Here is a 12,669-nt window from a genome sequence, read left to right on the forward strand (position 1 = left end):
CGCTTTAGGTTCATCTGTGATCACAGGCGACTTTAAAAAGCTATTCCCAACACCAGCAACTCGCATTAATTTTGGATAATCTTGCTTGAAAAACTTGCGCACATTAGCAGCTGTTTCGATCACATCAACATCAATACCTGAAAACCAGTTTGCAAATTCTTCAGCTTTGCTCATATCGATTTCCATTAATTTGCCCTCCATGCTATAATGTAATGTGTTTTTTAGATAATTTATAGCGTGGCGAGATGCTTGCTACGCTTTTTTTATGCGACTGATCACATAACCTTTTTTACTGGCTTTTCCCATTTTTCGTAAATTAACGACAGATGATACTGATAAATCTAACATTTTAGCTAATTCATAACATGATTCAGTTTCAAAATGTTCATTTGTATAATTGTTATCTGCAATCCAGATAAACTCATGTGTACTTGAAAAAGATGGTTTTCTTTCTGTTCTAGTTATTTTATATTGTCCATTTACGTAAATATTCTCATAATAGCAGCGACTAATACTTGATTTTGATGAATTTATTTTATTAGAAAGATCATCAAGAGTTTCAGTACTAATCATTTTTCCAGTCGATATATCTTCTGCTTTCCACGTAAAAAAACGTCTAGGTTTTTTTTGTTGGTTTTTTTGATTTTTTATACCGTTTAAATAAACATTAAAAGCTGTTTTTGCGGTCTCGTCTTCAGAATGTTCATTGATATATTTCAAAATCTCATCTTGATTTTCAAAAATATTGTCAGTTATATTTTCTAGATAAGATACCGCAACACCGAACTTCATCGCTTCATCCTCCATAAATCCACAATTTCAACTAACTTAATCAAACAATGAGCTAATAAATATGTGCTCAATAACGATGTGTAACACAATGCTTTTAGATATTCTTGTTGAAAAACATTTATTACGATCGCTGCTATCCACGCAACACCGCTAACTAGTATTAATGCATTACACAAGCCCTTAATTAACTTCATTTATTTTCCCCTCCTTTAAAATTCACTAATTGCATATCCGATAAAAATTCCGATCGCCAAGCATGTGCCTGCGATTACAATTGTTAATGTTGTCATTCACTCATCTCCAAAACAAACTTTTTGACATTCTCCAGATACCGTACTTGTTGCCACAAGTAAGGATCATTATCATCCGCTGGTGTATGCGATAGATAGTAATCGCTTGTACGTTTAATTACATCTTCGATCACCGACATCGGATAACTATACCTGCTTAGCAATTCAACTATTTTTTCTTTGGCTGTCATCTTTATCTCCTTTCAAAAACACGCACCATCTTGTCTTACTCCTGCGATCACCAAAAATAGGTTTCTGGCCAAATGCTTTTATAACATCACTAAACTTGATTTGATCCTCATTCCACTTAAAAATCAATGTTCCAGTTGATTTGAGTACACGCCTGCACTCATCAAAGCCACATTTCAAATCTTCTGGCCAACTTTCTTTATCGAGCTTGCCATACTTTTTAGCTAGCCAGCTATTCTGGCCAGCGTATATCAAATGTGGCGGGTCAAATACCACAAGATCAAATGTATTATCTGGAAATGGTATGCTACGAAAATCAGCTTGAGTATCTGGATCAACGTCGATAACATGTCCTGTCGGAAGTTCTTCGTGATGTCTTCTGATGTCCATGTATGTCGTATGTTCTTCCTGCTTGTCATACCAAAACATTCTCGATCCGCAACATACGTCTAAGATTTTCATTTTTCCAATTTCTCTCCAAGATCGTTAATTCGTTCTTCTAACCAAAACTCGTAGTCTTCCATCGGAGAAAGCTGGCGCCTCAATAAATACGCATGTCGTTTTCCAACTTGGGCAACTAATGTTTCATTACCTAAAAATTTCTTCAACTTCCTAATTTTTTCAGACAGCTCTGCTTTTTCCTGTTTCAGCTCTTTGATCACTTGTTCAGTTGATTTCATCTCTTTAATCCTCCTTACTTACCGCTCAAACCTTTGTAATGTTGTACCAAAACATTCGACTACCACAGCATACATCTAATATTTTCATTCTTCTTCCTCCACTAATTCATAAGTTTGCTTAAAAATATCATCTTTAATCGCCCAATGTTCACCTTTTTCTCCTGTAGCGATCCAATCACCTGAGTTGATGCCCATATCACCTTCTTTCGTTGGCAAAAAATATTGAAATTCATTAGCGCGATTATCAACACTCGGGAACATACCGTACTTAAAGACTTGCTCAGGTTCTTCGGTAAATTGCTCGGCTTTGATCGTTGCTGTCTTTCTATACTCTTTTAGCATTTCTCAGTCCTCCAAATCGTCTACATATTCCCAGTGTGCATCTTCCATGATTGCGTTGTATAAGCATTCCTCGCTACAATAGCATTCATCTTCGTAAACCAAACATGCACCTGTTTCTTCAAAATCATCTCCACAGTATTGGCATTCCATGATGATCACCTTCCTTAAAAAAATTTTGCTGGATCGTAGTCAAGATTTTGCATGATGTCATAAAATTGTACCTTGCCCTTTGTCGTAACTCTGCGAGTATTGACATTCTTACTTAGTCCAAAGATCCGCATCTTAAAATCATTCTTGCGTGGCACAACTACTTCAACAGCTTTTTTAAACCGTCGCTGAAATAAGTTAAATCTCAACTTAGCAGCTGGATCAGCACCATAACGACCATCTAAACTAGACTTGACATCATACACATGTAAAATCCGACCGTTGCGATCGTAAATTACAAAATCAGGTTTGTACGTGATTGCAGTCATCGTCCCCGCTTTTTCAAGCACGAATCGGGGATGCACGTCAAATTCATAACCGCTATCTCTAACAAACCGCTGATAAAAATCAGCTTCTTTTTGTGAGTCAAACACGTATCCATCTAACTCAACTCTCCGACCAAAATGCGTACCTGCCTTATTCGTCATCTTCAACATCCTTTGACTCATCCCAAGCTTTAGCCATGCCAGCGTATTCGATACGAGCTTCATTTAGCTTCTTCAACAAGTCTGAGGTACTTTCAAAGTTCAGCTCTTTGGCGATCTCATCAAACGAATATCCTTCTGCCATTCTGACCAATACTTTGCGTGGGTTAAAATCACTCTTTAATTCATATTTCTCAGTCATCAAGAAGCGATCGATAATGTCTGCCGTGATTTCTTCTTCACGTTCGATCACTTGTTCTTCACCAACATCAAGCGATAATTGTTCATTTTGCACTGTTTTCCAAGTGCCAGCGGTGTCACGTTCGTAATATTCGACTGGTTCTAATGTCTCTGCGTCGACCTTTTGTGTGTAACGTGTTACAGCTGACTCGATCGTGAAGCGTACGACGCCATCCAATTTCAACTTCTGCAACTCATCTAATTGATTTAGTAGACCTGAACCAGCCAGCTTTTCTGTAATCGTGATGTTTCCCTTTGTGTCTACTTTGAAATTATCGATTCCTGCGTAAAATTCTAAACTCATGTTCTTTTCCTCCTATTGTTAAAAATGTCGTTTTTTTTGACAATACAGCTTAAAATTCAAATTCTATCGTTAAAAAAATCGCTTTTTTTGATTTTATCTATTGTCAAATCCTGCCCAAATCAGCAAGATAAAAATCACTAACAATGCTACAGCTGATAAAATACCAATTGCCTTAAGCACCAGCATTTTTTAATTTCTCCGCTAATTCAATACATTTTTGCTCTAATTTATTTTGAACAGCTTTAACATTTGCGATCAATTCAGCTAAGCTTTCTGCATCCATTTCTTTTAATGCAGCATTTGCATAAGCATCAAGAGCACTTGCTAACGTCGGGTAGTAGTTAACATCATATGAACTTGTTTTCGCATTATCTTTGGTCCGTTTTCGTTTCAAGTTATACGTGTACGTATCGCTTTCAATCGAATACACATCATCTAATCTGATTACCATATAAACCTCCTAGCTCGTACTGAGCGCATTTTATATACTTCATGAATAATTTATCGTCTGTTGTGGTAAAGTCGCTCATTTACGACTTAAACAAGCTTAAAATTCATTTCTTGTGTTTTCTCCAATTGTGCGGATTGATATTCATTTCTTTTCGATATTCTTTTAACGTTGGACCATATCGAAAAGGTTGTCCTAACTTGCTTCCTGTTTTCTTAGCATCCCAACGAATGATTTTCATACCACTTTTTTCCATTATCCTCACCCCACCGATCCATAATCTTCTCGCTAAGTTCATTTTTGAAGTCTTGCATTTCTTTTGCGTATTCTATCTCTAATTGATGATACAAAGTATCATACATTGCATAGAACTCTTCCCAGCTTATATCTTCCAAATACATAGCACGAGCGACTTTATCCATTTTCTTTTTGATTTTTTCACGACGTTCCAAACGTTCAGAATTAGACATCATTTTTTATCACTTCTTTCTTGTGCAATTCGTAATTTCTTTTGTCGTCGTCTACGTTTATCGCGTTTCTTGCTTCGCTTCTTTCCTGTCATATATCAAATCTCACTTTCTTGTGACTAGCTTTGTTTCCGCTACAAACATGTCATACTTTGCTAATTCGTCATCAACCACTCTGAGCACCGATCTTAATTCGATCAGATTATTCTCACTAGAATTGATATAAAAATCGGCTGCTGCTTGTTCAATATCAAATACTTTTGAATGAACACTTTCCGCTGTTTCACGTCGTTTCTTTTCCAAAAATTCAGCGATCATTTCGTTAACGCTTGTCTGTAACTCTGGATTCAAAGACTTTTTATCTAACTTGATAACATCTTGTGGTTCTGGAAACATTGTGATCACTTGCTTTTTCTTGAGATCTAAAATAATTCCAATATCACGATATCGATAATGATCTCTTCCGTTATCTTCATGTTTAACGAACTCACATAAATTCAGCAGTCGTTCTGTCCAATCACGCATCGAGTCTAAAGTCTGTCCAAAACGTTGCTTGATTCGTTCACTTGCGTGCGGTGTGATCGTATAATCACTTGCATTAGTTACTCCCATTTCTTATCTCATCTCCCTTTTTTGTCGTTGTCTGTATAACTGATCGTATAACGTCGTCAGCTGTAACTGCGCTTCTTCAACTTCTGTCACTTGTTTAAGATCGCCGTCATATTTGACCTCTAGATATTTCAAAAAATTAGCTCCATCTTCTACAAAGCGCCAACCTTGGCGCTTCTCTTCCTCTGCCACCTCTATTGCTCGCCAGACAGCCGTAACACGTTTTTCTTCATGCTCTTTGATGAACTTTTGAAATATCGTTGCTTGATCTTCATGAGCCTCTGCATGCATTTCAAGCTTTCTGATGATATTTGTATGCATAATCGCTTGCTTTAACATCGCTTTAACAGCAATCGATTCTTGCAAATTCTCAGATTTCATGATCTCAGCGTATTGCACTTGATTCATGTATCGGCTCATGTTCATCACCTCATTCCTCATTGTTTGGTTCGATAAACGTCATATAACGTCCCTCGAAATAATAGTCGATCGTCCCTAATGCACCTTCACGATTCTTCTGGATCGTTAATTGAACAACTTTTGGATCGTCTTCGTATGGTCTATGCAAGAACGCCACAACGTTGCTATCCTGTTCAATCGATCCTGAGTCACGCAAATTTGAAAGTTGCGGTGTCTGGTTAGCGTTCACATCTCGATTGAGCTGAGCTAACACCACGATCGGAACGTTATACTCATTTGCCATGATTTTTAGTTCTCGTGAGATCTGGCTAACTTGTTCCCAACGTGCCAATCGACTATTTTCAACTTTGACCAGACCGATGTAATCAACGATCGCCACATACTTGTTTGACTTTGATTTAGCTGCATTTTCTCTGATGATCGATAAGATACCACTCAAAGATAAAACTTTGTCATACACACGTAATTTACGCTCTCTGTACCATTCGATTGCATCAGCTACTAATTCACGTTCGTATTTTTGGAGAACTTTCGCAGGTCTCTTTAATCGCTGTGATGAGATATTAGTGTGTCGTGCTACAAATCTGTTAAGCATCTCACGCTTGTTCATTTCTAGTGTGAAGAAATCGACTTGCACTTCTGGATCATTGCTTATGATCTGATATGCTAAGTTCACACCGTAAGCTGTTTTACCAACTGAAGGACGTGCACCGATCGTCAGTAACATCGAGCCATACAGACCACCAGCTAAGAAATTATCTAACTTAGGAAAGCTCTTGATCCCAACTGGCATATCGTTATACATGCGATAACTCAGATCATCCATCGCCTCATCGAGATAACCCTTATCGTCGTCCTCTTCGTCAGTCTTCTTTAAATTATCGATCGCTGATGACAACTTGTTAAGCTCGTCTTTTTTAGGTGACATCTGATACATTACAACTGCTTCATCTAACTTTTTCTTAGCTGCTAGCTTATGCAGTGCCTTCACATCATTTGTGATGCTTGCCGTTGAAAATACCGACTCTCGCATATCTTCAAGATCTTTATAGCTCAACTGTCCGTCATACTTATCTAGTTCGCTATATACATTGAGTGTCGTTCGTTCATTCGCATCTAAACTCTGTAAAACTTCTACAACGTTTCTAAAACGGGTATCTTCAAACCAAGTAGCATTTATAGATACAATATCGACCAATTCAGGTTTGCTAAGAAACGTTGCGATCACTCTTTGCTCTAGCTCGTTCAATCTCTAACACCTTCTCTCTCAGCTCTGGAAATTCTTCAAGGATATTCTTGACATCTTCTTCACTAAACCATTCAGGGTGATTTTTATACTGCATTGGAAAAGCATCACGTCTGCTTTCTCTCTCTTCTCTTTCAAGATCTGATGCCGTGCGCTGTTCGGCGGGGGCGGAACTAGGATGATTTCTTTTGTTGACAGAGGAACTATTACCACCAGTGTTGTACTCATCATTCCAACACTCTCCGTTAAACCACGTTGATCCTTGCTTGATATACTGTTTGCTTGTTCTTTGTACTCTGATCTGAGTCAGATAATTCACAATACCTGTTTGGATCTCTTTGTTGGTTGTCCCCTTTTTGATTGCTCTCTTATATGCCTCAAAAGCTTTCTTTTTGCCTTCCTTTCGTGGGTACAACTTCCAAAGTTTATTGAAATCTTCTTCTAGCTGCTTTTTGCTCACACGATCGACTGATTTATCAGTTGATCTATTATTAGATGTTCTATTACTCTGTTCTTTTATGGCGTAATCTGTTACACCCCCCGGGTGAATTTCATTACGTGGGGGGACGTAATCTGTTACACCCCCTATAAATCGATTGCAATATGGAGAAGTAATTCTTCCACGCCCTATAACTTTCCCGCTTTTCTTATCAGTTATTATTTCCCTTTTGATATATCCCAACTTTTCTAACTCTGACAGGCAATTTTGAACTGTCTTTTCTGACTTAGCTCGTATTCTCTTAGCCATCTCTTTATTACTCATAAAGAAGCTGCCTGTAACATTGAGCATTGAAAAAATTTCACCAAATAGTAGAATTGATTTATCACTCTTAAATCTTGGATCATGAGCAACTTCAGCAGGAATGTTTAGAAATAATCTGACTCCAGCAAATTCTTGTTCGGCCATCGTTGCACCTCCTTTTTACCGGGCTTCCCACCCGTTAGGCGATTATACGTTCGCTAACTCTCATAGTTTCCTTTAACGTTGATTTTCTTAAGTGTTTCAGCGTCTAGCTTGATGCCGTTTGCTGGAACGTGATATAACTCTGAAAACTTTTCTGGCCCAAGCTGATGATAATTTTGATGATGAGTCCTGCAAAGCGGTAGCACTCTATGTTGTGTGTGATCCACCTTGTTACGATCGATACCCATGCCGATTGTGTCTGTGTGGTGTATATCAGCTGATAACCCGCAGATCAGACACACCCTATGCCGGCAACATTGATAGATGAAGTACTGCTCTTCTTTTGGTAGTAGCTCGTAGCCTTTGGCAAATGGTACATGCCACTCAAACATGAAATCTACTACCAGTCCGATCAATACATTTGCATCTGTCACACTTGATCTTGTGTGGTCTGCTAAGCTGATCTCTTTACCTGTATAAAACTGATACTGTAGATAGAACATGTCTTTCAAGAAATCTTGTGGTACAACAAAGTGGTCCACGATGTCATTCAACAGAGCGAAGAACAAGCGCCGTTGTTTCTTCCTGACACGTCTTGTATCTGCAAGTTCCCAATCAACATAGAACTGTTCTTTGCTACCTGCTACTTTCTCGATATGATCCAAGTTAGGCATGTGATCTAACTTGACCATCAACCACGCTCCACCATCATCCGCACGTTGCAGGATAGCTCTTGATCTTCGCTCCATTGTTATCAGCTCCTAAGCTTAGAACGGTAAGTCGTCATCTGAGATCACTTGACCTGCTCCTGCAAATGGATCTGATCCAAAATTATTTGGTAAGCTAGCTACTGATCGATCAACTGCTGTATCAGCTTTATTAAAATTACTGTTATTTTGTTGTTGCGTTGGAGCAAATTCTCCATTAGGCTTGCTTCCCTCAGGATCAAGAATTTTATGATTTTTAACACGTAAATTGTAAAAACCTTTTTCACTCGGTTCGTCTGACCACTCAACCGCAACATTTAATTTGTTGTACTTTGTGATAAGCCCCTGTAACATAATTTGCAACGTATCTACTTGAGCACCTTCCGGAAAACCTGCTGCAACTAATAACGTATTGAATCGTTTTAATGATCGTTCTTCTTTTTCAGGTGTGTCGTCAGTCCAACTAATGTTGTCAAACCTGATTTGACCGCCTGCGTATTTACCATCTAAAACTTCATAGTTAAGTGTTAACATATCGTTGCCATTGCTATTTTTTTTGAATTGAGATGATGGTAGTACTCGAACATTGTACGTTCCAGCTTCTTCAACCCATTTCCAAAATGTGTTATTTCCATCTACTTTTAGTCCTTTAAATGCCATATTCATCTATCCTTTCTCTATGAAGCTTTATTAGCTTTCTTTGTCTTTGGTTCTTCTACTGTAATTTCTTCTGTTGGCTTGGCTTCTACAAGCTCATCAGCGTTAATTAGCTTACGATCGTCAATGCGATTCTTAGCATGGTTGCCTTGTTCTGGATCAAGATCGATCCACCGCTTTCCATCTTTAACATAGATACGTCCAACTAGATCAAACATTGAGGTAAAAGCGTTGAACGTTTTTAAGTTCATATCCGCTTCATAACGTCCTTGCCCGTCAATTCCGCCATTGTCTTTGTCGATCGCATGGGCTGTAACATAAATCGTCTTGTTACTTCTTCTCAACAAAGTTCCGACATCTCGAAACCACTTCTGCATTGCGTTATAGTTCTGACGATTGTCTTTAGCTGCATGTTCAATGTTGTCTAGCACGTAATTTTGTAGTGCTGTTACATTATCTAAGCAAATCACGTCAATGTTTGGACTGTTTATCGCTGCTACTAAGTTATCCCATACAACACGTTGAATAATTGGAATATCTGTTCCTTCTAGAACGGCAAGTGTGATATCCCCTGTATCTTTGACAACGTTGTACGATAGGTCAAAACTGAATAATGCTTTGTTGCCCTTGAATTGTTTTAACAAGGTCGTTTTTCCCGTCCCACCGTCACCGTAAATGAAATACATGTTATGGTGCTCTGGGAAATTTCCTGGCGTAAAAAATTGCATTCCTATACCTCCTATTTGATTACTGTCCCACGATTGTCTTTCAAGTGAGCACCCTTGATGTCTTTACCATCCATGAGTGCTCTGTATAACGCCATGGAATCAGCTTTGACTACCGTTTCTGTCTTCTTGTACTCATCTGGAAGCTCTTCTAATTGATCAACAATCACTGACTTCTTGTAATTTCTCGTCTTCAAAATGTGATTGCTTGTCTGTAGTTCTTTGATACCAGCTTCGTCAAGCGCCGCTGTCATGTAATCTTTTAGACTCTTTTGTTTGTTCTCAAGAGCTTTCTTTGCTTCCTGTAACTCTTTGATCTTGTTCTTCAAGAAATCAGCTTGCATCTTGCTCTTCTCAATCAGAAATGCGATATTATCAAGTTTCACATCCCTAGCATCTGCGATCGCATCTAGTGTATCTTGCAATGTTTTTTGATCTAAATCCATTTCTTCTACTGCTCGATATTGTTCGTTGATTTCAAATAAGTTCATTTATTCTTCCTCCTGTTCTCGTACTGAAAAACTTCCTGAGAATCCAAAATCCAACACGTCTTCTACGTAATCTAAGACTTCTTCCCTGCTCATATTAAAAATTGTGGTACCGTCTGGATAAGTTACTGCGTATAACGTTTCTGGTTCTGAGCGATCGCAACTATTGGGATCGTTGTACGTTTCAATCGCGTCGATTTGATCAAACCTCATTACTCATCACGTTCCCGTCTTAAAATCTCTGCTGTTACATCTTCACGCAAGTATTGTTGCATCTGCACCTTTACCTGCTTTGGTACGGCATTTAGAAATGATAATAGTAACTTTGCTACTGTTTCGGTATCTCCAGTAATTACAGCATTGAAGTCATTATTTTTTGAGCTATCATTCTTTATAGCTACAAAATAAGTTTCAAATTTCAATTCTTCTAACACATTCGACACTGTATGCACTGCTTTTTCTGAATTTACGTTATTCATTTTCGTATCTCCTTTAATTTCGTGTTATAATTTACCTAAAGTTATTTTGTTGAGGGTCGCACTGCCATGCGACTCTTTTTTTACGGCTCGAAAAAATGTTCTAGCCATGGTTCATGTCTGATCCCGCTATACACGATTACCGGCAAGCTCAAGAAGAGCATCGCTATCGTGATTGCTGCTGACCATGAACCAATCGCAACACCGAGCATCACCAGCAAGATCAATGCTCCTTTATTTTCTTCCATCCCTGTCATCTCCATTTTTCTTTCAGCGATTCGCAACAACAATCAACTACGATCAGTATTGCTAGCAACAACAATAGTTTGATCACTCTCACCCCCTTGGCAACTTTGCATTCCAATCAATACGATTTCGATTAGCCTGCATCCATTTGCGTGCTTCAACTGCATAGACACCATACGGACTGCCTTTACCTTTTGAAGGTTTCAACCACCCGCCAGGTTTTCCCAGTTCAATCTCGTCTTTAAATTGAGCAAAGATGAACAGCTTCACCCATTCACGATCCTTGTTAAAACAACAATTTTTCCGAAATTCATCAAGCGTCCAAGTTTCACCAAGAGCTTGTTCAAACTGGTTACTTTTTTCTTTTTTGATCTCATCTCTTACGATCTTTTTAACAAGCTCAGTAAAAGAAAATTCTGTACTATATTCGACTAATTTCATCATGTCCATCCTCCTAAAAAAGTCTTTCTTGCTCTTTAGCTTCATCTCTCAGTTGATCAATAATCATCAACGTTGCTGGGCTAGGCGTCCAATTCATCAAATAACGATCAACGACATCAAAATCTTTCTTTCGTAATTGTGATCTTGTTTTGACGCCAGTCACTTCTTTAACACCTCGGTTCACATCTTTATAAAGTTGTGATCGTTGCTTTTGGTTCAAAATCATGTGATGTGACACAACGTAATTTTGAACTTCTGAGCTGATCCGCTTGCTCAAATAGTTATATTCTCCCGGATCGATCGGAGCGTTTTGTTCAAATTCATCCATTCGAGTGTTTAGCGCTTCTACCTTATCAGCCGTTTCAAGTGTTGAATTGATTGCTAGTTTAAGCATTTCGGTTGGGGATGTTGGCAGTTGTGATTGTTGATTTTTATAACGTTTCTCGATCTCAATGAAGTATTGCCGGGCTTGCTTGCCTCGTTCTGTACGTTGGATCATTGAAATCTCTTTCGCCATGTCTAATGTCATGGCATGATCCGTAATTTTTCTATATCCTCCGAACGCTGTATCGTCCTTCTCATTTTTGAGAAACACGGCAAAATCAATATTTTCATCAAATCCGTATTCGCTCATTCGCTTAAACCAATCAGCGTATTTCGTTTTTACATCTAAGAAGTCATGTAAATCACGACCGCTAACAACTACTGATCCATCTTTTTGTTTTTGTACTGGTACTAACTCATCCATTTCGCTTGTCCTCTCTTTTCTTTTAAAAATTCAAATACTTCTCTTGCAACCTCCGCTTCAACATTTGTCATCTCTGATAATCTGCTGATGCCTAAAGCAAACTTGATTGCTGAATAGATAAAATTTTGGAGCGTTGCATAACTTCGATTGTTTTCTTGATACTTCGTTGAATGACAGTACTCATCAATCTCTTTTCGCAACTTTAACCACTCTCTGCAATAAGTGGGCTCCTTAGCTTGTTTAAGTCGTTCTTCAACGCTTTCGTTTATCATTCGTTTTAAGTCTTTTTCATCAATTGTGATAATCATTTGATCATCTCCCTATTCAATACCAGCGTAAGCTGCAAATTTTTTTCGCCACTCGTCCGATTTAGGACCTTTCTGGCTTTCTGCAATCACTGCATTCACGTACATTCGACTAAGTTCAAAGCGTCTTGCGATGTCAGCTTGACTAGCTGGTTTTAAACCAGCTCTCTTGTTTCTCATCAACCGGATCGTCATTTTCTCTTTGTAAGTTAAATCTGGCAAAATATTCACCTACCTTTTTAGGTAATTTAAGTTGACACTTTCTACCTTAATTGGTAGAATGATGGCATAAATAAATAAGCTTACAAAGTAA

General features: G+C 38.3%; 23 protein-coding genes and 1 pseudogene. All 24 read right to left on the minus strand.

Annotated elements, in window-relative coordinates:
• Positions 1-186, minus strand: a pseudogene (locus tag FC32_RS10750) (hypothetical protein); the annotation flags it as partial.
• A gap of 66 nt (positions 187-252) precedes the next feature.
• Positions 253-792 carry a hypothetical protein gene (locus FC32_RS08730; protein WP_025087839.1) on the minus strand — a complete coding sequence of 180 codons (540 nt, stop codon included), beginning with the start codon at positions 790-792 and terminating at the stop codon, positions 253-255.
• A gap of 286 nt (positions 793-1,078) precedes the next feature.
• The gene (locus FC32_RS08740) at positions 1,079-1,273 is read right to left on the minus strand and encodes a DUF6877 family protein (RefSeq protein ID WP_025087837.1); all 195 of its coding nucleotides are present in this window, start codon (positions 1,271-1,273) and stop codon (positions 1,079-1,081) included.
• Positions 1,248-1,733, minus strand: a complete 486-nt coding sequence (locus tag FC32_RS08745; RefSeq protein ID WP_025087836.1) for a class I SAM-dependent methyltransferase — start codon at positions 1,731-1,733, stop codon at positions 1,248-1,250. The genes FC32_RS08740 and FC32_RS08745 overlap by 26 nt, the downstream gene beginning before the upstream one ends.
• On the minus strand, positions 1,730-1,951 hold the full coding sequence (locus tag FC32_RS08750) for a crAss001_48 related protein (RefSeq protein ID WP_025087835.1): 222 nt from the start codon (positions 1,949-1,951) through the stop codon (positions 1,730-1,732). Before FC32_RS08750 ends, FC32_RS08745 begins: the two co-directional genes overlap by 4 nt.
• An 84-nt stretch (positions 1,952-2,035) precedes the next feature.
• Positions 2,036-2,293, minus strand: a complete 258-nt coding sequence (locus FC32_RS08755) for a hypothetical protein (RefSeq protein WP_025087834.1) — start codon at positions 2,291-2,293, stop codon at positions 2,036-2,038.
• Positions 2,294-2,457: 164 nt separating this feature from the next.
• Complete coding sequence (locus tag FC32_RS08760) at positions 2,458-2,928, minus strand: DUF1064 domain-containing protein (protein ID WP_081780092.1); 471 nt, start codon at positions 2,926-2,928, stop codon at positions 2,458-2,460.
• On the minus strand, positions 2,918-3,469 hold the full coding sequence (locus FC32_RS08765; RefSeq protein ID WP_056957398.1) for a hypothetical protein: 552 nt from the start codon (positions 3,467-3,469) through the stop codon (positions 2,918-2,920). The genes FC32_RS08760 and FC32_RS08765 overlap by 11 nt, the downstream gene beginning before the upstream one ends.
• 172 nt (positions 3,470-3,641) lie before the next feature.
• Positions 3,642-3,920: a hypothetical protein gene (locus FC32_RS08770; RefSeq protein WP_025087833.1), complete on the minus strand. Its 279-nt coding sequence runs from the start codon at positions 3,918-3,920 to the stop codon at positions 3,642-3,644.
• Positions 3,921-4,132: 212 nt separating this feature from the next.
• Complete coding sequence (locus FC32_RS08775) at positions 4,133-4,387, minus strand: hypothetical protein (protein ID WP_155891498.1); 255 nt, start codon at positions 4,385-4,387, stop codon at positions 4,133-4,135.
• 102 nt (positions 4,388-4,489) lie between these two features.
• On the minus strand, positions 4,490-4,996 hold the full coding sequence (locus tag FC32_RS08780) for a hypothetical protein (RefSeq protein WP_025087831.1): 507 nt from the start codon (positions 4,994-4,996) through the stop codon (positions 4,490-4,492).
• 3 nt (positions 4,997-4,999) lie between these two features.
• A complete protein-coding gene (locus FC32_RS08785) occupies positions 5,000-5,419 on the minus strand; it encodes a hypothetical protein (RefSeq protein ID WP_056957399.1) in 420 nt (139 codons plus the stop codon).
• A 4-nt stretch (positions 5,420-5,423) separates the two neighbouring features.
• Positions 5,424-6,662, minus strand: coding sequence for a replicative DNA helicase (locus tag FC32_RS08790; protein ID WP_025087829.1), 1,239 nt, complete (start codon positions 6,660-6,662; stop codon positions 5,424-5,426).
• Positions 6,622-7,566, minus strand: coding sequence for a helix-turn-helix domain-containing protein (locus FC32_RS08795; RefSeq protein ID WP_025087828.1), 945 nt, complete (start codon positions 7,564-7,566; stop codon positions 6,622-6,624). The genes FC32_RS08790 and FC32_RS08795 overlap by 41 nt, the downstream gene beginning before the upstream one ends.
• Positions 7,567-7,619: 53 nt before the next feature.
• On the minus strand, positions 7,620-8,312 hold the full coding sequence (locus FC32_RS08800) for a putative HNHc nuclease (protein WP_025087827.1): 693 nt from the start codon (positions 8,310-8,312) through the stop codon (positions 7,620-7,622).
• Between the two features lie 18 nt (positions 8,313-8,330).
• Positions 8,331-8,930: a DUF669 domain-containing protein gene (locus FC32_RS08805; protein ID WP_056957400.1), complete on the minus strand. Its 600-nt coding sequence runs from the start codon at positions 8,928-8,930 to the stop codon at positions 8,331-8,333.
• A 17-nt stretch (positions 8,931-8,947) separates the two neighbouring features.
• Positions 8,948-9,655, minus strand: a complete 708-nt coding sequence (locus FC32_RS08810; RefSeq protein WP_025087826.1) for an AAA family ATPase — start codon at positions 9,653-9,655, stop codon at positions 8,948-8,950.
• An 11-nt stretch (positions 9,656-9,666) separates the two neighbouring features.
• Positions 9,667-10,143, minus strand: a complete 477-nt coding sequence (locus tag FC32_RS08815) for a siphovirus Gp157 family protein (protein WP_025087825.1) — start codon at positions 10,141-10,143, stop codon at positions 9,667-9,669.
• Positions 10,144-10,352: 209 nt separating this feature from the next.
• Positions 10,353-10,619: a hypothetical protein gene (locus tag FC32_RS08825; protein WP_025087823.1), complete on the minus strand. Its 267-nt coding sequence runs from the start codon at positions 10,617-10,619 to the stop codon at positions 10,353-10,355.
• Positions 10,620-10,699: 80 nt separating this feature from the next.
• Positions 10,700-10,873, minus strand: a complete 174-nt coding sequence (locus FC32_RS10625) for a hypothetical protein (RefSeq protein WP_155891478.1) — start codon at positions 10,871-10,873, stop codon at positions 10,700-10,702.
• 79 nt (positions 10,874-10,952) lie between these two features.
• A complete protein-coding gene (locus FC32_RS08830) occupies positions 10,953-11,306 on the minus strand; it encodes a DUF771 domain-containing protein (protein WP_162150522.1) in 354 nt (117 codons plus the stop codon).
• 10 nt (positions 11,307-11,316) lie between these two features.
• A complete protein-coding gene (locus FC32_RS08835; RefSeq protein ID WP_025087490.1) occupies positions 11,317-12,051 on the minus strand; it encodes an antA/AntB antirepressor family protein in 735 nt (244 codons plus the stop codon).
• Positions 12,039-12,359: a hypothetical protein gene (locus FC32_RS08840; protein ID WP_025087491.1), complete on the minus strand. Its 321-nt coding sequence runs from the start codon at positions 12,357-12,359 to the stop codon at positions 12,039-12,041. The genes FC32_RS08835 and FC32_RS08840 overlap by 13 nt, the downstream gene beginning before the upstream one ends.
• Positions 12,360-12,371: 12 nt before the next feature.
• Positions 12,372-12,536, minus strand: a complete 165-nt coding sequence (locus FC32_RS08845; RefSeq protein WP_156399016.1) for an XRE family transcriptional regulator — start codon at positions 12,534-12,536, stop codon at positions 12,372-12,374.
• Between the last annotated feature and the right edge of the window lie 133 nt (positions 12,537-12,669).

The organism is Ligilactobacillus apodemi DSM 16634 = JCM 16172, assembly GCF_001434405.1.
Taxonomy (GTDB): domain Bacteria; phylum Bacillota; class Bacilli; order Lactobacillales; family Lactobacillaceae; genus Ligilactobacillus; species Ligilactobacillus apodemi.